Annotated in this window: 18 protein-coding genes; 10 read left to right on the top strand and 8 right to left on the bottom strand. The window is 70.1% G+C overall.

The window, feature by feature from the left end; translation table 11 throughout:
* Positions 1-168: 168 nt before the first annotated feature.
* The 5 genes from IO29_RS35665 to IO29_RS35655 form a co-directional block, all read right to left on the bottom strand.
* Positions 169-1,119, bottom strand: a complete 951-nt coding sequence (locus tag IO29_RS35665) for a hypothetical protein (protein ID WP_030381389.1) — start codon at positions 1,117-1,119, stop codon at positions 169-171.
* Between the two features lie 1,053 nt (positions 1,120-2,172).
* Complete coding sequence (locus tag IO29_RS35660; RefSeq protein ID WP_051707853.1) at positions 2,173-2,952, bottom strand: hypothetical protein; 780 nt, start codon at positions 2,950-2,952, stop codon at positions 2,173-2,175.
* Between the two features lie 67 nt (positions 2,953-3,019).
* On the bottom strand, positions 3,020-3,214 hold the full coding sequence (locus tag IO29_RS23320) for a type II toxin-antitoxin system HicA family toxin (RefSeq protein ID WP_030381387.1): 195 nt from the start codon (positions 3,212-3,214) through the stop codon (positions 3,020-3,022).
* 2,006 nt (positions 3,215-5,220) lie between these two features.
* Positions 5,221-6,846: an SMC-Scp complex subunit ScpB gene (locus tag IO29_RS23315; protein WP_234307594.1), complete on the bottom strand. Its 1,626-nt coding sequence runs from the start codon at positions 6,844-6,846 to the stop codon at positions 5,221-5,223.
* 1,043 nt (positions 6,847-7,889) lie between these two features.
* Complete coding sequence (locus IO29_RS35655; RefSeq protein ID WP_233435937.1) at positions 7,890-8,585, bottom strand: GntR family transcriptional regulator; 696 nt, start codon at positions 8,583-8,585, stop codon at positions 7,890-7,892.
* 226 nt (positions 8,586-8,811) lie between these two features.
* Here IO29_RS35655 and IO29_RS23300 point away from each other — a divergent pair, with 226 nt between their 5' ends.
* The 10 genes from IO29_RS23300 (at position 8,812) to IO29_RS36865 (ending at position 16,736) form a co-directional block, all read left to right on the top strand.
* On the top strand, positions 8,812-9,450 hold the full coding sequence (locus tag IO29_RS23300; protein ID WP_234307602.1) for a WhiB family transcriptional regulator: 639 nt from the start codon (positions 8,812-8,814) through the stop codon (positions 9,448-9,450).
* Positions 9,447-9,731, top strand: a complete 285-nt coding sequence (locus IO29_RS23295) for a hypothetical protein (protein ID WP_030381382.1) — start codon at positions 9,447-9,449, stop codon at positions 9,729-9,731. The genes IO29_RS23300 and IO29_RS23295 overlap by 4 nt, the downstream gene beginning before the upstream one ends.
* Positions 9,728-11,275 carry a DUF2637 domain-containing protein gene (locus IO29_RS23290; protein WP_030381381.1) on the top strand — a complete coding sequence of 516 codons (1,548 nt, stop codon included), beginning with the start codon at positions 9,728-9,730 and terminating at the stop codon, positions 11,273-11,275. Before IO29_RS23295 ends, IO29_RS23290 begins: the two co-directional genes overlap by 4 nt.
* 60 nt (positions 11,276-11,335) lie before the next feature.
* The gene (locus tag IO29_RS39035) at positions 11,336-11,509 is read left to right on the top strand and encodes a hypothetical protein (RefSeq protein ID WP_167353438.1); all 174 of its coding nucleotides are present in this window, start codon (positions 11,336-11,338) and stop codon (positions 11,507-11,509) included.
* The gene (locus IO29_RS23285; RefSeq protein WP_033226248.1) at positions 11,506-12,555 is read left to right on the top strand and encodes a hypothetical protein; all 1,050 of its coding nucleotides are present in this window, start codon (positions 11,506-11,508) and stop codon (positions 12,553-12,555) included. The genes IO29_RS39035 and IO29_RS23285 overlap by 4 nt, the downstream gene beginning before the upstream one ends.
* Positions 12,552-12,992 (top strand): hypothetical protein, encoded by a 441-nt coding sequence (locus tag IO29_RS23280; protein WP_030381379.1) that lies wholly within the window; start codon positions 12,552-12,554, stop codon positions 12,990-12,992. The genes IO29_RS23285 and IO29_RS23280 overlap by 4 nt, the downstream gene beginning before the upstream one ends.
* A complete protein-coding gene (locus IO29_RS23275; protein ID WP_233435938.1) occupies positions 12,989-13,810 on the top strand; it encodes a hypothetical protein in 822 nt (273 codons plus the stop codon). Before IO29_RS23280 ends, IO29_RS23275 begins: the two co-directional genes overlap by 4 nt.
* 275 nt (positions 13,811-14,085) lie before the next feature.
* Complete coding sequence (locus tag IO29_RS23270; RefSeq protein ID WP_030381377.1) at positions 14,086-14,322, top strand: hypothetical protein; 237 nt, start codon at positions 14,086-14,088, stop codon at positions 14,320-14,322.
* A gap of 209 nt (positions 14,323-14,531) precedes the next feature.
* Positions 14,532-15,062 (top strand): hypothetical protein, encoded by a 531-nt coding sequence (locus IO29_RS23265; protein WP_030381376.1) that lies wholly within the window; start codon positions 14,532-14,534, stop codon positions 15,060-15,062.
* A gap of 684 nt (positions 15,063-15,746) precedes the next feature.
* Complete coding sequence (locus tag IO29_RS36865; RefSeq protein WP_078618409.1) at positions 15,747-16,736, top strand: hypothetical protein; 990 nt, start codon at positions 15,747-15,749, stop codon at positions 16,734-16,736.
* Positions 16,737-17,650: 914 nt separating this feature from the next.
* Here the strand turns inward: IO29_RS36865 and IO29_RS38610 are convergent.
* The 3 genes from IO29_RS38610 to IO29_RS23245 all read right to left on the bottom strand — a co-directional run bounded on the left by IO29_RS38610 (position 17,651) and on the right by IO29_RS23245 (position 19,255).
* Complete coding sequence (locus IO29_RS38610) at positions 17,651-17,815, bottom strand: hypothetical protein (protein ID WP_158709366.1); 165 nt, start codon at positions 17,813-17,815, stop codon at positions 17,651-17,653.
* A 397-nt stretch (positions 17,816-18,212) separates the two neighbouring features.
* On the bottom strand, positions 18,213-18,476 hold the full coding sequence (locus tag IO29_RS23250; RefSeq protein ID WP_030381373.1) for a hypothetical protein: 264 nt from the start codon (positions 18,474-18,476) through the stop codon (positions 18,213-18,215).
* A gap of 152 nt (positions 18,477-18,628) precedes the next feature.
* On the bottom strand, positions 18,629-19,255 hold the full coding sequence (locus IO29_RS23245; RefSeq protein WP_024126899.1) for a DUF4200 domain-containing protein: 627 nt from the start codon (positions 19,253-19,255) through the stop codon (positions 18,629-18,631).
* Positions 19,256-19,483 lie beyond the last annotated feature (228 nt).

The following is a 19,483-nucleotide window of genomic DNA, read 5'->3' as shown; positions in this document are numbered from 1 at the left end:
TTCTCCCGGAGTCGAGAAGAGTGGGGGTGGATGTTCAGGTGGGGCTGGACCGATTTGGCGGCCCTCTCGCCTGCTACAGGTGTTGAGGAAGGGCGCGGTGTGACAGTCGGGCTGAAGTTTTTTCGAGCGACTTCCGTCGGCGCCTGGTCCGACGGGCGCCGGCAGCTCTCAGGCCGCGGCGCGGTACTGCGAGAGGTCCGACTTCGCGCGCAGCGTGCGTACGGCGCGGCTGGCGTGCTGCCGCAGCAGGTCTCCCTCGTGGCCCATGGACCGGGTGGTCATGTGGCGCTGGTCGGGGCGCTGCGAGGTGGACAGGTAGTACCGGGCGATGCGCTGCGCCTCGAGCTCTTTGAGCGCTCCGACCTCCACCGCCCACAGCAGCAGGTCGAGGACCTCCGTCCGTGTCTCGTGACGCGACAGGGCCGGCTCGTCGACGTCGACGAGCTCCATCTGGGCGGCCCGCATGAGCAGGTCGGCGAGCTCGACCGTGCGGTGGGGGGTGTCGGGGTCCTCGCTGGAGACGACGTGCGTGTATCGGGTGTGGTGCTCGGCCGCGGCCAGCGGGGCGACACCGGCGGCGAACTCCTGAAGCTCCTCGATGTCGTCGAGACAGGCGGCCAGGGTGCGGCGGGCGAGCTGCAGGGTGTCGAGGGCGAGGTTGTTGAAGATCCGCCGCGGCCGCCGGTCGAGCGGGTAGGTGCGGACGACCTCGAAGGCGGCGCCGAACACGGCCGCGCACACGTCGTCCCACGGCAGGCCGGTACGGCGCTGGGTCTTGGCCATCAGGATCGCCTTGGGCAGCAGGACCCGGACCGTGATCCTCCACGCGAGGTGGGCATCGAAGCCGACCCCGGCGGCCCGCTCGACCAGCAGGTGCATCACGCGGTCGTGCTGGTCGAACTCGCCGCGGCGGTGGAGGTCGGAGATCTTGTCCACGACATCCTGGGGAGTTGCTACTCCGACGAGCTCGGCGTCCTCCTCCGCCCAGGCGACCACCCGGTCGGCGGCCCTCAGGTCGCGGCAGAGCACGTCCCAGTCGCGGTTCATCAGGGAGATCGTGGTGTAGCGGGTCACGGACTCGGAGGAGTCGGTTGCCGGGGTGTGCTGGGTGGTGGCCACGTCCGTGTCCGTCCTTTCGCGCCATCTGGTCTCGATGGCGCTCACACTCCCGACACCCCCCTTGACCGCGGTCTGACCGCTCTCGCGGCGCGACGAGGTCAAGGGGAAACGGGCCCCGGCACCTGAGTGGCCCAGGTGGGCAAGGGGGCCGTGGTCAAGGGGTGGGCGGAGTGGTCAAGGGGGGACGCCCACCGCGTGGGGTGGACGGAGGTGCGCGCCCCACTCCGGCCGGGGCCGGGGTGGAGTGGACGAACTTCGGCGCCGGCTCCATCCACCGGATCGGATGGAGCCCACTGAATGGATGGACCGCGCCGCTCGTCGCGGAACTTGCGCACGTCCACGCAGTGGCCACCCAGTGGGCTCGGCGCTCCCACCCATCCACCCATCGCCATCGCGATGGACCCCATCGCCAGCTCGGGGGGGAGACCCGCGGCCCGCCGTCACATCCGGACGTCGTTCCGTACCGCTCCGTGCGCGAAGGGCGAGACACTCCCGGCCCCATTGGACCGGCCGCCCGCCCGTGCCGGTGCAGTGCGCCAGCCTCCGCGGTTCTGGGTTGGGAACGCCTCTGCTGTTTCCCCTTGACCTGGGCCGAGGTCAAGGGGAAACAGCAGAGGCGCAGGCCTGTGGTCAAGGGGTGGAAGGGAGGCCGGTCAAGGGGGTGGGAACGGCAGAGGAGGCATCACCAGAAGCCGCCTGCCTGAGACCCACTCCGGGTGGGGGCATATGCCGCTCCCCGCCTCGTCCACCGTGCGTCATCGATGGACGCCACCGGTGCACCGGGTTGGATGGAGCCCACTGTGTGGGTGGGCAAGACCCGGCCCATGCGGTTTCGTCGACCAGGTGGTGCGGGCCGATGGACGACACCGCGATGGGCGGGTGGCTTTCCACCGAGTGGCTCCATCAGACCGCGGAGCACTGGATGGAGCCCACTCAGTACGCAGTGCCCGCGGTGGGAGTGGACCCCGTGAGTTGCCGGCGTGGTCCCCCGGAACGTGCGGAGGCCCGCCCCGATGCCAATGCCGGGGCGGGCCTTCGTCGGTTGTCCGCCATTCACATCTCGGCGGCGTGCTTCTCACCCTTCGCCGTCAGTTCGACATCCAGCTCGTCGCTGCGGCGGGTCACGCTGACCAACTTCTCCTTCGAGAGCTTCTCGATGACCTCATCGGGGAGCTGCGCCTCGCCGGTCGAGGAGCCCTTCAGCTCCACCACGATGGCACGACCCTCTCCGCTCGTGACGACGAGCTGGCCCCCCTGCTCCGCCCAGCCCACGGTCGCGCGGGAGCGTGCGGCCTGTGCATCCCGGAGCGCCGCAAGCAGAACCTTCTCCGCCTCGGTCAGGACGACGGGCTTCGCCGGACGGCCTCCCTTGCGGTCCCAGCGCTGTCCGAAGGCCTGTACCTGCTCCTTCACGTAGATCGGTCCGGACTTCAGGATGGCGACCGCAGGGGGAAAGTCGTCGCGCTTGGTGAGCTGTCCAGCGCGGCCCCGGGTGACGCCGAAGAGTTCGGCGATCTCGCCGACGCCGGCGAGTGCCGGGACGTCCTTCTCGGCGTTGCGGCGGTCCAGTTCGGCTTCGGTGATGGCTTCGACGCCCACAACGGGGGCGGTGACGCCGAGGTCCTTCAGGGCAGCGGAGACGGTCTTCAGGCCGGTGTCGACGGCCTGCCGGGCGGTGGATGCCTCTACGAAGATGCGCACGGACAGGTTGCCGTTGGGAGCGGTGCCGACGGCGGGATGGGCGGTGGCAAGCCGGTCGTGCAGGTCGTCGTAGAGGTCGTCCGGAGCATCGCAGCAGCCGAGCTCGACGTAGATGCTCCATGCCTGGGTCATGATCGTCTCCAGTTCTCGGTGGGGGCGGTTGGGGGGCCCGCCCGGTTTGCCGGGCGGGCCCCGTGGTCTACGGGGTGTATCCGTGCCGCTTGAGGGCGGCGATGCAGTTCTTCAGGCTGCGTGGGTCAGACGGCGTGCCCGGCAGTGTGGTGACTCGAACGCTGCCCTTCTTCACCAGCCAATGGCCGCCCTTAGTCGGGGTGGCCTCGAAGCCCTGAGCCTTCAGCTTCTTGATGAGCTGCCGGACGTCCTTGCTGTTCATCCAACTTACCCCAAATCCCTAAACACCGTCTAGAGATACTCTGGCGTAAACCCTAAACGATGTCAAGGGTTTATGAGTCTAGGGCTCGGCCCGCTCCGGGTGTCTGGGTGAGCAGGAGGGCCATGGTCAAGGGCGGGCGGAGTGGGCAAGGGGCGTCCACTGGGCGGGTGGATGGGGGTGTGGCCGCACTCCGACCAGGGGCAGGAGTGGAGGCCACTGGCAGTGGATGGAGCCTACCGAGTGGATGGACCGCGCCTCTGTCGCGGCGCTCGCGTACGTCCATGTGGTGGCCACCCAGTGGGCTCGGTGCTCCCACATCCACCCATCCACCCATCGCGATGGACGCCATCGAAGGCTCGGGCTGCCGCCATCGCCGCCGGGGCGCTCGGTGCGTGCCGGGGATGAAGCCCTGCGGCCACGATGCTCATCCGCAGGTTGGTCCCAGCAGATCGACCCACGGCTCGCGCCGGGTTTCCCCTTGACCTGGGCCGAGGTCAAGGGGAAACGGCAGGGCCACGGCCGGTGGTCAAGGGGTGGAACGGAGGCCGGTCAAGGGGGTGGGGAGCCTGCGCAGTGCAGGTGGGCAAGGGCGGCCGGAGGGCGCCGTCAGCAGATGCTCGCTGGGGGCCGTCTCGGTGTGTGGCACGCTCCGCTTCACCTTCCACCGACACTTCGGGCGGCCTTCCGCTTTGGCCTCTCGCGACCGGGCGGAGCCCACTGTGTGGGTGGGCGGCTGGGTGTCGCCCACTGGGGTTGGCTGGCCGGTGGACGACACCCGATGGCGCGGCCGGCTCTCCATCGGGTGGGCACCAAGGTGTGCGCGGAGCCCCGGATGGAGTCCACCCTCCACTCTGTGGGTGGACTCCGGCGCCGGTTGCCCACTCCGGTCCACTGGATTGGATGGAGTACATCGAGTGGATGGGCCGGCCCCATCGCGGGGTGCTCGGGTCCATCCGCACTCAGGCCTCGCGCTGCGCCGTCCACCCACACTTCGGTCCATTGCGATGGACGCCACCGCGAGGTCGTGCTGAAGCCCCGGACCCCCATCACCCCTGCACGGTGTTCCGCCCGCCCCGGTGCTCGCCCGGGAGGAAGCCTGTCCGCACTGTCGTTCGTCCGCTGATCGGCTGGCCCCGCCGGGTTTCCCCTTGACCTGGGCCGAGGTCAAGGGGAAACGGCAGGGCCACGGCCGGTGGTCAAGGGGTGGAACGGAGGCCGGTCAAGGGGGTGGGGCAACCTGCGCGAGGCAGATGGTCAAGGGGGCGAGAGGGCAGAGGGGCTCTGACAGAGGGTGCCGTCGGCGGACGTCCTGGACGGATGCTCCCGCTCTCCACGATCCCTTCTGTGCTTCGGGCATTCGTCGTCTCTCGCCTTGTCCGCCGGGTCCCATCGGCGGGTGCTACCGGTGCGAGGGGATCCGGGGGCATCGAGTGGAGGCCACTGAGTGGAGACCGGGCCGGCCGGTGCATTGGGTGTCGTCCACCGGGGGGAGTGGCCGATGAGCGACACCCGATGGCGGGGGTCGGGCCTCACTCCACTCCACTGAGTGGGCTCCACCGCGCACACGGTGGAGCCCACTCAGTGCGCGGCGGCGGGCGATGGATGGCGGTTGCGCGAGTGGACCGGGATGGATGGGGCCGACGCATCGGCCTCGGTGGCGTCCACTCATCCGGCGGCCGCGACCCTCGGCGCCACTCCACGATGGTGACTTCGAGGTGCTGCGGCACTGGACGGTCAGGTTTCCCCTTGACCCGGACCGCGCGTCAAGGAGGAGCCCGGCGGGTGGGGAAGGCCGGTCAAGGGGGCCGTGGCGCTACGAGAAACCTTGGTCCGGTGCCGGGACGTCGACCATGCCCGCGGCCCCGATGTCCGGAACGGCCGACGGCGCTGCGGTGCGGTTGATGCCGAGCTCTGCTCCTTCGGCGCCTGCGGAGTGGGACGCGTTCCGGTGGAGGTGGCCCGGGGCGACCCGGGAGTGGTGAGTCTCGACGGGTGAAGTGGGCGGCTCATGATGCGGCCCGCTCCATCCGGCGGGTCCGGCATCGGACACAGAGGCCGGTGGAGCCGAGGGCCGGACGGGTGCATCCACTGCCGTCCCATCCCGCGCACACTTCGGGGTGTGCCGACGGGGGCGGACCACTTGCCCGTCCACCCTCGTGCTCCTCTCGGCAGGGCTTGCACCGGGGGGCTGGCTGGGCGCGGTTCAGCACCAGGACGGCGCAGCCGCACTCCGGGCACCGGCCCCGGGGAGCCGCGAGAGCGGACGGCTGGACGGGAACAGGAGCAGGGACAGGATGGACGATGGCGGGAGTGGGCGCCTCGGGCTGAGCCGTGGCGCGGCGCCGGTCACGGACGATCTCCTCGCACACTGAGCACCGGCGGCCGCTGCTCCACAGGACGCCGGCTTCGCAGTCGAAGATGCCGCAGCCCCAGCGGGGCAGGCCGACACCGAGGATCCACCGGCCGGGATCGCGGATCTCGTCGGTGAAGGTGCGACAGACCCGTGTCTCCAGCCGCTGCCGCAGCCGGGCGTCGTCGATGCCGGAGCGCAACTGGCGGCCGACCTCCCTGGCGATGCGCCGCTGCATGTAGACGCTGGTCTGCCGGAAGAGCCAGTGCACCGGCTCGAGGACGGCGTGGACCCGGGCGCTGACGGTCAGCCCGGGCCCGTCGTAGGAGCCGCTGGGGTTGGTCAAGGGGGTGGTCAAGGGGGTCTGGTGGTCATCCGCGCGCAGCGCGAGGCCGTCTTCGCCGGAGTCGTGTGGCAGTCGAGCACAGCGGTTTTCCACACCTTCACCTACCTGTACCTCGCCTACGGCGGGTGAGAAGAGTGCGCGCTCGTCATCAGGTCGGTCAGTCCTAGGTTCTTCCTTAGTCGCGAGTGATCCCGCACCAGCCGAGGAACCCGATCCCTCACCAGGAGCAGAGGTGGAGGAGGGCGCGACGCCCGTGGGGGACGGTTGTCCACAGGGCAGGTCCTGGGCGGCGGACGGGATGTCGTGAGCGATGAAGTGGTGGCGGCCGCGCACGCCGGCCCGCCGCTCCACGGTGATCCACCGCGTTGCTTCCAGCTCGTCGACGATCGCACCGGCTGCCGCGGTGGTGAGCGGCTGTCCGGCCCGCTGGCCGCTGTGGTGGTGGAGCGCCCCTGCGATTTCCGACTCGGTGAGCGGGATCTTCTGGGCCTGGGCGTAGGCGATGAGCGCGTACGCGCGCAGCTGGCGCGGGGTGAGGTCCTCGGCCGCGGCCACCGGGATCCACACGAATCGCTCGGTCGCGGACAGCGGCCGGGTACGGCGCACCGCCGAGGTGCCGCATCCGCCGGGCAGGGAACGGCGGGTCGAGGACAGCTCGACTACGCCGTCGGGCCCGGGGCGCATCAGCTGCGTCATGCCGCGTTCGACGGAGGCCTTCGACAGGCCGACGTACTCCGCGATGGTCGCAGTCGCCGCCGTGCAGCCCTCGGGACGTGAGGCCAACGCGGCGATCTTCACGTACGTGGTCACCGCGACGTCGGCGTAGTGCGGGTTGGTGACGAGGCGCAGGGGCACCTTGACCCGCTGGCGGCGCTGCGGGCGCGCCTGATCGCCCGCTGGCGGCGGGCTGTTCGGTACTGCTGTTGTGCGGGGCACGCTTCTCCTGGCGCACCGGCGCCGCGGGGCGGCGACTCGTGTGCGCTGGGTCTCGACGGCGTCCGGCGGGGACGCGCGGTCTGGGGTCTGGCCAGAGGCACTCGGGCGGAAGCTGAAGGAAAGGGCCCTTCAGCTGCTACGGGTGTCGAAAAAGCCGACGGTGTGACAGTCGGGCCGAGAAAATCCCTGGCAAGCCTGTGACCTGCGCGTCAAGGGGGTGTCCGGGGTGGCGGCGGGCCCCCTTGACCAGCCCCTTGACCAAGCCCGTGAAGGGACATCGGCCAGCTGTGGGGAGCGAGGCATCGGCCTTGTTGGTCAAGGGGTGCCGGCTGGAGCTGGTCAAGGGCCGGCCACTGGACCGAGCTGGGCCACGACGGATCCCGGCGGGAGCGCTGGCCGCGAGAGTGGGAACGGAGCGTGGCGTTGGCGTCACGGACGGGCGAATAACCATCGCGATCGGGTTGCTTCGGTGGCGTCCGAGCTGACAAAGGGCATGGGTGTACTGCAAGATGGACCCCGTTCTCCCGGGTTGCCCCGGGAAACGACAAACCCCTTCGGGGGGATTGCTGCTGGAGGCAGTGATTGCCGGACCATTCGGTCTGGCCCTCGCTCAAAACTGGGCCGCTAACCCAGGACTGAGCGGTGACGGCCGGCAGAGGAGCCGCTAACTCCGAAGCCGGTGGAGAGGGGCGAGGAGCAGCCTTTGCTAGAGGTGCCCGCCCGGAAGGTCTACGACATCCTCAACTCCCCCTTCCAGGGGGCTTTCGCATCTCTGGGCCCGATCGCGCCGGACGGCGCCCATGGCAGCATCGCGCCCGGGGCGGCGGAGCCGCTCAGAAGCTGTGCGGTGCTGCTCATGGGAGAACCGCCTTCTCGGTTCACCGGGCTCATCCTCGGCGCTGTGCACCGGGGGCCCGAGGTGAGGCGTATTGGATCAAGCGAAAGTCACCCTATCCCCTGACAGCCGTCGCGCACACGCTGTCGGCGCGTTCTCCGCTTGGCGTCGAAAAGTACTAACAAAAAAGGGCAGTTGGGGCAGAGGGCTACGAACTGGAGCTTCCCGTGAGGATGGTCGCTCGATCTGCCCGTACGACCGTCAACAGGTATGTATTGGGGCGTTCCTCGACGTATCCGACTCTGCGGACCTCCAGGACCGTCAGGCTGTGACCCCGGAGCAGCCGGTTCTCCTCGGCAGTCGCCGGCCGCGCGGACCAACGGCTGCTGTGCCCGCTCTCCTGTCGCGCGCCACCGGTGACGAAGGGGGCGACGGTGACGGCGTGGCCGCCACTGTCCGAGTTCAGCTCGGTCGCGGTGAACAGCGTCTGCCAGGCCCAGGGGGTCCCCGTGTGGAGCAGGACGGCCTGGCGCTCGAAGAGCCGCGCGCCGGGGGGGAGGAGGAGTGCTTCCGCGGCCTGCTGGTTGGCGACTCTGGCGCCGGCGTGAAGGTCGGTATGGCCGAGGCTCTCGCTGTCGACCGGCCAGAGATGGCCGGCGTCGGAGACCTGCACCTCCACCTGCGGGAACGACTGCAGCACCCGGGTCCGGCGGCGGGGTGCCATCTCGACCAGCCCCTCGGCCTCCAGTAGGCGCAGCGCCTGTCCCATCGTGTTCTGGGCGACGCCGTACTTCTCCGCGAGCTCCCGCTGCCCGGGCAGCGCCTCGCCGGCGGCGAACGTTCCCGCCGTGATGTCGGCGCGCAGCGCCGCCGCGGCGCGTTCGTGCGGGTGATGGGACGTCATGCCCACATCTTGCCGCACCAGCCACAGCTGCTTCGTCACGTGATCGACCGCCCTCTCCTTGACGTGATCGGCATCGCCATGCATGATCTGACTCAACTGACGCAGTCAGTTAAGTCAGATGGGGCGTGAAAACGCAAGCGGCCCCCGGGGCTGGTCCCCCCGGAGGCCGTGAACGCGCCTCATCCACCCACCAGAGCGTCACAGGAGATGAGATCGCGTGAACACCATGATGGCAGCCCACCCGCCGACTTCCCGCCCGAACCCGGGCTCGGCCGAGGCGAGCATCGCCCAGTTCGTCGCCTCGACCGGCCCGCTCGACAGCCTCGTCGCCAGCGGCTTCCTTGATCGGCAGGACGGCCACTACGTCGCACAGGAGCTGCGCACCCCGCAACTGCGCCAGGCGATGAAGTACTCGGTCTGCCTCACCGCCGAACCGGACATCGGCCACTTCTACCAGGGGGACGGAGAGCCGGACACCGACTGGCGCCGCCGCCGTGCCCAGACCGTCCGCGACCACTGCTCTGTGTGCCCGGTGCGCGCGGCGTGCGCCGAACTCGCCCTCCGTGAGGGCGACACCGTCGGCATCCGCGGCGGGCTGTCCCCCGAGAAGCTCAAGCGCCGGCTCGTCATGGAGCGTGACCGGCTCGACCAGGCCCTCGCTGAGGACCAGCACGCCGCCCAGCAGCAGCAGGCCCGCATCGCCGCGGCGCGCGAGGTTCAGCGGCTGGCCGGTCAGTACCTCGGCACCTCCGGCAAGCGCGAGAAGCGCCTGGAGAACATGGAGAACATCCGCGAGGCCGCCCGGCGCCGCGACGAGCTCGTCGCCGCCCACCGCCGTTCCGCCGGCTGGACGGTCGCCGCATGAACCCCGCCGACGACGCATACGCCCTCAACCGCGCCCTGGTCAGCGCCCTCGCCCGCCGCGACGACGTCCTCTTACTCCCCGTCCTCGTACCGGCCGGCACCGACGTACCGCCCGTCAACCCGCTCACCGCGATGCTCCTGGTCCTGCTCGGTCAGGTCACCGCCGAGCGTGACGCCTTCAGGACCTGGGTCACCCAGGACCCGATCCAGCCCAGTGGCGACCCGCTGCGCGCCCGGGCCGCCGATGCGGCCAGCAACCTTGCCCGGAGGGACTCCCCGTGACACCCGACCTCGCCCCCCAGGGCGCGGACCTCGCCGAGCTCCTTGGCAGCTGGCAGTTCGTCCTCGGCACGCTCGTCCTCACCCTCGGGCCAGCGATCGCCCTGCGCCGGCGCCGCCTGGCCCTGGCCGAGCTCACTGACAACGAGCGGGCCGCGGCCGCCGACCGCCGCGGGCGCCGGTTCGAGGACCTCCTCACCGTCGTCATCGCTGCGGCTGCGGCTGCCCTGTCGGCCACCGGTCTGCGCCGGGTCGGCCACCACCAGATGGGCCTGGATGCCCCCTTCGACCTCCTGCCCTTCGTCGCGCTCGACGTCGCGGCGATGGTCTGCGGCCGCCGCGCCCGCCGCCGCGCCCACGACGGCGACGGACCGGGCCTGTCCGGAGCACTCTTCTGGACCCTGGCCGGCATCAGCGCCGTCTTCTCCGCGTCCGAAGCCGACTCCGTCCTCGGCGGCGCCGTCCGCGCGGTGTGGCCAGTCCTGGCCGCCGTGCTCTGGGAGATCGGCTCCCTCGAGGAGCGCCGCGCCGCCCGCAACAAGGGCGGACGCCCGGACCGCCGCATCGCCCTGGTGCGCCTGCTCCACCCCGTCGAGGCCTTCCGCGTCGCGCTGCTCCTCGCCGCCCGCCAGGACCTGGCTCAGGAGGAAGCCACCACCGAGGTCCGCATCTCCCGGGCCGCCTACCGCTGGTACCGGCTGCGCCGCGCCCAGGACGCGGTCAAGAGGAGCGGCAGGATGACCCACTGGGCATACCGCCTCGCCGAGATGCACGCCGACGCCCGCGCCCAGGATGCCAGCGAACGAGCGGGATGCTCCGACCCCGTCATCCTGAAACGCGTCGTCGCCCGGCTCCAGCTCCGTGTGCGCCAGGCTGACATCGCCGGGATGAACCTGCGCAATCCCGCGGCGTTCGAGGGCATCCTCAACACCCTGATCGGCACCATCCCGACCATCCCATCCCAGGCAACTGAACCTCATCCTGCGCCCTCATCCCACCCCGCCGACGGCGAAGAGCCACAGGTCAAGGCCAGGATGACCGAGAGCGGTGGGCCCGAGGACGCCAGCGATGACGAGAACACCGCCTCGCCGCACCCGGACGTCGACGCCGAGCAGGATGAGACCACGGCTGCGGAGCGGAAGACCGACGAGGAGGTCATGGCCGCCTTCGTCGAGATCGTCCCGCGCAAGGATGACGGCACGTTCGCCTGGGGCATCAACAAGTGCGCCGAAGCCCTCGGCATTGGCAACCCGCGGGCCGAGAAGTTCCTGAAGACGCAGGCCGAGTGGCTGCCCAAGGCGCTGGCCGCCCATCCCGCGGCGCACGGCGCCGACGGCGAAGAACCGGACCACTTCGACCAGGCCCTCGCCCTCGCGAACGAGCCGCCGCAGTCGGCCGCCGGCCGCCAAGACCTCCATTCCGACCCGGCGCCGGCTGGCCAGCAGCCGCTCCTCGACGAGCTCTTCCACCTCGACCCGACCGTGGGCGACCACTTCGAGCAGCACGACAGCGGCCTCCTCGTCCCCGCCGCCGGCAGCCGACCCTGACGCCCCGCTCCGCAGGGCGCTCAGGAGGGCTGCCCGCGAGCACGACCGTGAGGACCACACATGTCCGCCACCACCTTCGACCAGCACGTCAACGAGGCCCTCGCCCTCGTCGCACCGGCCCGCCGGCCCGTCACCGCTACCGGACCGGCCGGGTCGGCCAGCGCCCCGCAGCGCGGCCGGCCCCGCCTCGCCCTCGTGCGACGCCCCATCTCCCGAGAGGTGAGCGAGCAGTGAGCACGACCCCTTCCACCCGCGGCCGGAGAAACCGGACGCACTCCAACACCTCTCAGGGCGAACCGCCCCAGACCGCGGAGGCGGAGAGCGGCGTCCCGGACGACGAGACGCAGCTGCGTCGCCTCTTGTCCCGCATCGGTGTCCGGCCCCTCGGTCACGCCGAGCAGCCCGTCGACGAGGAGCCCGAGCCGGCCGCGGCCCGCCCCGAGCAGGAACTGACGTCCGCCGGTGCCACCCGTCGGATCTCGATGTCGCCCGGCGGCCGGCTGCCCGTGCCCGGGCAGACCATCGACCTCACGGACATCCCCGAGCAGCAGGCCCCGGCCGACGAGCCGATGCCCGCAGAGGGCCAGGACGCCACGGCTGAGCCGGCCGGGCCCGCAGAGGCGCAGCCCGCGGGTGAGCCGGCGAAGAGGGTGTGGCCACCTCGTGTTCCCTGGCGTCGACACAAGGACGACGACCAGGCCGAGGGCGCGGCCGCCTCGGACGCGGACGAAGACCTCCCGGAGCTCGAGGGCGACGAGCCCGACTGGTTCCGCGTACAGAAGACCGCCGCTCCGCAGGCACCAGACCCGGACACCTACGAGGTGCATCACCACTACTACGGCACAGGCCAGGAGCCGCCGGCACGCGCAGGGGAGGGGACCGGCCCCGGCCGCAACCGCAGCTCTCTCACCGCCTGGTGGGTGTCGCTCACCCCGTTGCAGCGGTTCATCCTCCACAACGGAGCGGCCGCGACCGCCGGCGCCTGGAGCTGGGGTTTGTTCACCGCCCAGTGGAACACCGGCCTGCCCCAGTGGACGCTCGCCGTCATGCACGACGCTGCCGCCAGCAGCAACGAGCCCACCACCCCGTTCATCGTCGGCGGCGGCGTGATGCTGATCGCCGCGGTTGCCGGCGGCGCCATCACCGCCTTCGTGGAGAAGTGGCTGTACCGCCTGCCCTCGTTCTGCGCCGCCGTCCGCTTCCTCACCCACATCCCGGTCGCCTCCGCCGGCATTGCCGTCCTGCTGTTCCTGCCCTCCACCTTTGAAGGACACCCGTGACCACCCCGCTCGCCGCCGCGGCCGGAACCAGCGCCCTCGGCCCGATGTCCGCCACCGCCGTCAGCATCATCCTGATCGTCACCCTCATCTACGGCATCTGGGGCAAGGGGAAGAAGAAGCTGGCCCGAGGCCCCGCCCAGGCCATCGGCTTCTTCGCCGAGCTCGCCTTCCTGCGCGCCGACAGCTGGCCCCACGACCTCGGCATCGCCGTCCAGGACATCCCGCGCCAGGTCGCCGCGAACCCAGACCTGGGATCCATCGGCATGACTGCCGTGGTGATCATCCTGCTTGTGCTGTCCGCCTTCGCCCCCATCGTGCCGTTCACCGGTGCCCTGTGGGGAATACTTACCGCGGCCGCCATGGCCGCCGCGCAGGGCTCCATCTGGCGGGCGGTCATCTCCGTCGCCACCGCCGCACTGTCCCTGGTGGGCGCATGACCAGGCAGCCGGACAAGACGAGCACCACCAAGCAGGAACGGCGGAAGATCAGGCTGGAGCACATCCCGTTCGTGCGCGAGGTCCCGGTCCTGGTACGCGCCACCATGGTCGCGCTGCGCTACGTCGGCGCCTGGCTGCGCGCCGGCGACCAGGAACGCGGCGGGTTCCTCGTCCGCCTCACCGCACTCGGCCTCGCCGGCTACGTCGCCCTGCACTTCAGCGAGAAGCACCCCGGGCTCTGGTACGTCTACAGCGCCACTGGGCTGGTCGTCGTCACGACCGTCGCCGTCCGCACCGGCCTGTCAGCCGGCCGCACAGTAGAGGCCCTGGAAGCCGCACATGCCCCATCCGAGGAGGAGCCGCAGGGGAGCGACAGCGTAAACGATCATGAAATGGCGGGGGAGCGAGGCCCTGAAACGACTCCCCAGGCCACTTCGGCCGAAGCCGACGCCGCCTTCGCAGTGTTCATTGAGCACAGCGTCGCCTTCGCCGTCCGCCAAGGCCGCAAGGGCGTCCACACCGACACCCTGCTCAAGCGGATCCACCAGGAGCACATGCTGGCCGACTGGACGGAGCCCATGCTCAGGCAGAAGTGCAAGTCCCTTGGCATCCCCGTCCGGACCCAGATGGGCATCCAGGGGAGGAACTACTTCGGTGTGCATGTCGAGAACCTCGAGCAGGCCCTCGGCAGGCCCCTGAGGATCCCCGCCCAGCTTGTCCCCGACCTCACCCCGAACGCCCCCGCCGCGCCCCCTGCCGAGCCTCCCGCTCCGCCCCCCGAAGTGGCCTTCCTCAAGGCTCCTGCAGAGGCCGACTGAACCATCCGCCCGGGAGCTCCCTCGGCCGCCGGCCAGAGGGGGCTCCCGGGCGTCCACAAATGTCCTCCGGCCGGCTGCCACTCCCCTCCCCCACAGGGGCTCGACCAGCCATCTATCGGTCACATATACGACCGCCTGACCTGCGGATCTACCCCAACGCTAGATGCATCTATCACCCCCATCTACCGTGCCCTATCAGCCTGTTCCCGTCCCGTAGAGCGCGGCCGCCCGGTACCGTCGAACCACAACCGCAAGACCAGTGGAGGGGGCCCGCGATGGCATGGCGGTACGAGTGCGGCCCGTGCGGGGTCACGACAGGATGGCTGCCGAAGGACCAGGCCTCCGCCAAGCGGGACGAACACCGGAACACCGCCCACCCCGGCATGACCCCAACGGCCGAGGTGTTCGAGTCCAACGCCAAGTCGATCGCTAAGGACCCGTCCGCCCTGCGCATGTGGGCGGCCATCGCCGTCGTCTGCCTGCTCGCCTGGATCATCCAGACCATGCACTGACCGATCGTCCAGCCGCGCTCCCAGGGCCAGGGCTGCTCCAACCAACACCGCGCAGCGCGAGCTGGCCTATCCCTCAACTCGATGTTGCGTATTGGAATTTCAATATGTACTGTGGTGATCGCGGAGAAAGTTCCGCCTCTGTGTCACACGCCGCTCGCGCACAACACCTGTAGCAGACGAGCGCACCCACACACCTCCTGGAGCCCAACGTGCCCACGCCCCGCACCCTGATGATCGGAACCGCCCTCGCGAGCACCGCCCTCATCATCACCGGCTGCACCAACAGTCCCATCAAGCACGGCGAGGTCATCGACAAGCGCGGCTACGCCGGTTCCTGGATTGACCAGTACGAGGACGTCTACCGCGACAACTGCACGACCATCCGTACCAGCTCCTTCACCACATCCCTCGCCGCCCGCCCGGGCGGAACCAGCGGCGGCAAGAGCTCGGGCCACAGCACCGGCAAGGGCAACACCAACGGCGGCTCCCAGCCGGGCAAGGCCGTCACGTCCGGCGGAACGTCCGGCACCACCAAGCCCGACTCCTCCGGCTCGGACTCGGCCACAGGCGGCACGAAGCCCACCCAGCGGTGCGAGCGCCAGTACGTCGGCCGCAAGAAGACCGGCCAGCGCTGGCACCCGGGCACCTGGGAACTGAAACTCCGCGACGGTGACCGCACCGGCTGGATCAAGGTCTCCAAGGACACCTACGACCGCACCGACCTCCACGACCGAATCTGACCGACCACCCGACGGAGACCCCACGCCCCCACTTCAGCCCGGCGACCCCCCCGGAGCCCTGGTGAACCCACCCGCACGACTCCCCCTTCTCCCCGGCGACCCGCTGCCACGCGACCAGTTACCCACCCCCAGCACCACCCGCCTCCGCCTACCTCGATGCGGGGCCACCACCCGGTGGCCCCGCATCATCCAATGGGAGACACCAGATGCCCCTCGTTCTTGGGACCGTCCTCGGAGCCACCGCCACCTTGCTCGCTCTCGCCCTCGGCCGGCGCCTGACCCGGCGACCGCACTGTCCTTGGTGCGCGCCACATCCTCGGCCTGACCTATCGCCCAGCACGCCCCCTGCACCGCCTCGGCCACATCCACGCCGGCGCGAGCGCCTCCGCGACATCGCACACGGCCGCCCGGTCCCGAAACCGAACCCCTGGGGTTACGCACACCTCCTCGACGAAGAACGGCTAGCCGGAGCGCAGGGGCAGCTTCCACCCGCCACCACGCCTCTTCACCGTCCTCGACCAAGGCCGCGTCTCTGCACTGCCCAACGCCCCCGCCGGAGCCGCGCACCGTGTCCTCAACGCTGTAGCGCCGGAGGACATCCACCATCACCGCCTGCCCGACACCATCGTGCCCCCGCCTTCAACGCCCCCCTCACCTCACCCCGTCACCCTGAAGGGAACCCCCGTGCCCGTCGGCCTCCACCCCGAACACGCTGTAAGGGCGTACCGCGACGAACGCCCGTCCATCACCCGGCTGATCCTCGAAGCACGTTGGGCGCACTATCGCCTTACCGACGCTCTCGAGCACGCCCCCGACAGCAACGCCGTCCCCGCCCTGCGCCGCTTCAAGCTCCTGCACACCGGCGCGCTCGTCGACATCCTCGCCCTGCGCACCCGAGACCCCGACCTTTACGAAGCCGCCCGCGACCACGGCGACCTCCTCCGCGAGGTCGACGGCCTAGCCCTCAACGACCACCCCCACAACGGCCTCAACCACCTACGAGCCCAATACGCCCGACTCCACCACCACACCCACGGCGACGCATGCCGAGCGCCCCAAGCCACTGACGACTCTCGGCCGCCCCAGCGCACGTTCCGCCGATCCGGCCCCCGGCTGGTTCGCCAAATGCTCGACACCTACGCCTGGGCCAACCTCGGCCGCACCCCCCGATTCCCCGCCGTCGACGTGGCCAGCGAACAGCGGCTACACATCATGACCCGCGGACTCCTCCTCGACTGGGCCGCCACCGCGGCACCGACCGACAACGCCACAGCGGCGGCCGCCGCCAACGCCGGCCACGCCCTGCGGGCCTTCGACCGCCGACCCACGCTGAGCGACCCCCGCGCCCGCGCCTACCTCCTCGACGCCTTCCGCGACTTCGACGACCAGGACGAAGACGTCGACCCACACCCCCACGACTGCGCAGGGCGCTGCGCCGGCACCGGCGAAGTCCTCACCGTGCTCACCTGGGAGCACCACGGCGACGACATCTACACCGCCGTCCACCAGGAACCGATCCTCTGCTACGGCGCCCCCACCACCCATGCCCTCGACTGCGCTACCTGCGAGGGACACGGCTTCACCTACACGCCCGGCTACCGCGAACTCTGCCTCGACGGTCGCATCCCCGCCTCCGAGCCGGCCACGAGCAGCGTAGTGCCACAGGACGCGTGAACCCGCTGCACCCGAGCGGCGCAGGGCCGGCAGACACCGAGGTGCCTGCCGGCCCTGCGCGGCCGCCAGCCGCCCGGGACTGCACCCTTGGGACTGTGATTTCTCCCCCCTCCCGCGAGGGGGAGAAATCTCCCCCCTCGCGGTACTGAGAAATCTCCCTCCCCGCGCGAGGGAGATTTCTCCCCCCTGAAAGAGCCAGCTTCGGGGGGTGATTTCTCTCCCCCTAAGAAGAGGGGAGAAATCACCCCCCCATGACAGACCGGTCCTGACTCTGCACACACGGCCCGACACCAGGTTGCCCTACAAGTTGCCTTTCAAGTTGCTTTGCAAGTAGCCCTACAAGTTGCCCTACAAGTTGCCCCCACACGACACCCTCAACGCGGAAACTTGCACTTCAGCGGCACAGTCAAGGGGTCCTGAGCGCGCCGACTACTTCTCTACGAGACCCCCAAGGGCACTGAGGACACTAGCGAAGAGCCACAGACGAACGACAGGAGGGAGGAAGCCGGCGGGAAGCGAGGAGCAAGCGACATGGATGGGAGAGCAGCAGAACAAGAGGAAAGAGGGCAGTGAGCAGCGAGAGCAGTTAGACGACAACAGCAAGCGAGACGAAGAAACCAGAAGCGCAAGAGCTGAGGAGATAGAGGACAGCCGCAGGAGACAACGACCACACGAGAGACAGACAGAACACGAGACCGGAGACGGACAGAGGAACGGGAAACGCGAAGGACCACGAGCCACAGGAGCCAGGAGGCCGAGACGGGGTCCGAGGTTCGAGTGGGCCGGGGAGTTGAGCCGTCGTAGATCGGCGCGGAACGCAAGCGACCCCGCCCAGCGAAACGCTGAGCGGGGCGCGCGCAAAGGAGGTGGGGGAGGGGCGCGCGTCAGGAGGGGCGGGGGTCGGGCAGAGGGGACTACCGGTCCGCGCGGATCATCCGCAGAGCGGCAACCCGTGCGCTACAGGTGACGCGATCCGCCGCGCGGGCCCGGACCGCCCGCGCTCGCAGGAACGCGGCGGCGGCCTCGGCGTCGCCGTCAGCCGCGCGGGCCAGCAGGTCGGTGAGCTTGTCGGTGGCCATGGGGTGTCCTCTCCATCTGCAAGGGATCTGTAGCGGTCAGGGGCCGCCCGTGTCTGTCGCCTGCACTGCCCGGAGCCCGTGGGCGTGCGGGAGCGACACGGGCGGCCTGTGGGAGCCGATTCCCGGTGGGAAGCGACCCCCTATCGGCAGCTGTGTCCCGGGGGAGCGACAGCGCCGAAGTCCGGCATGGCGCGCACAGCGTCCATAGAGACCTGGAACGCGAACCAGGTAAGGCCAAGGGCGATGCCCCCGAGCAAGGCACCCAGAACGATTCCGGTCCTGCGTCCGATCTTCCGGTTCATCAGTGCTCCCAGGTAGGCGGGTTGGTGGGGCGGGGCCGGTGGTGGGGTGCGGGCGGCCCTTGGGGATAGGGCCGCCCGCACCGGGCGGGGACGAGTCAGAGAGGAATTCGGGGGGACTGCGCGTTCAGCCGCGCCATGAGGCAGTCGGGGCAGAGGTCGGACCCCTCCGTCTCGTTGCCGCACTCCTCGCCCCACCCGGGGCACGTCGGCTTCGGCCCCAGATGGCGAATCTTGAAGCTCAAGGCTTCAAGTTCCGTCTCTGCCTCATCAGTGAGCGCCTCACCCGCTATCTCACTCAGCGCTCCAAGCGCTTCATCGAGGAGTTCGAGTTCTCGGGTGGTAAAGGAGGGGCGGGTCATCGGGGGCTCCTTGCGTGTACCGCGCGTCTGTTGGTGTGGGGTGCCCGGCCCTGGGCCCTGGTGGAGGGGGGTGTGGGGGCCGGGGGCCGGGCGGTGTGGGGCCCGGCGGCCCTGGGGTGGGGGGTTGGGGCCGCCGGGCGGTTGGTGGGGGCTCAGGCGGCCTTGTAGCGGTTCAGCTTCTCGACCAGCGCGGCGCGCTGGATCATGAGCGCCTGGACCCTGCCGTCGAGCTTGCCGATCTCGGCCTCGACGGCCTCCGCGCGCTTGCCGTTGAGGAAGTTCTCGTACGCGGCCTCGCGCGCCTCGGTGTCCTTGTCGGCCTGGTAGACCTTGACCAGACCGGTCACCAGGTCCCGGACCTTCTCGAACGTCTCCTGGCTCGCGCTCTCGGCCGGGGAGTTGGTCGGGAACGCCGCCCCGAGCATCCGCTTGCGGAACTTCAGCAGCGCCGCGCCCTCGCCGTCGGTCTCGGCGGTCAGGTCCGCCGGGTTGACCAGGTGGGAGCCGACGACGTACGGCAGATCGCCGTCACCGAGCATCGGGAGGTCGGTCCGGCCGTGCCGGTCCTCCGGGCTGCCCTTGCCGAACTGGACGTTCAGCAGACCCTTGACGGCCGGGAACAGCTCCCAGTTCGGGTGGACCACGACCGAGCCGATCGGGAACACGCCGTCCTGGAAGACCTGGGACAGGTCGTAGACGGCCTCGCCGTTCTCGCCGGCCTCGACGGTGTAGGCGTAGGTGTTACCGGCCGGGGTGGTGAACGTCTGGGTGCCGGACATGAAGATCCCCTCCAACAGGGTTCAGGTGGTGTGGTTCTCGGCCGGTTCTTCGTTCCCCCGACCTCGTGATAACTACAGTACACATTGAAACGCGAATACGCAACACCCGGAACGGGAATCACCCCCACACGCTCAACCAAACCCGCTCCCAACTAGAAACCTCACCCCGCCGCCCCACCTCTCGGCGGTCACCCCCGCCCCCACCCGGACCCCCCGCCACCGCCTCAC

The sequence above is a fragment of the Streptomyces sp. NRRL F-6676 genome (assembly GCF_000725625.1).
Lineage (GTDB): Bacteria > Actinomycetota > Actinomycetes > Streptomycetales > Streptomycetaceae > Streptomyces.
The sequence above is the reverse complement of the archived record's forward strand: the minus strand, read 5'-3'. Positions and strand labels throughout refer to the sequence as shown.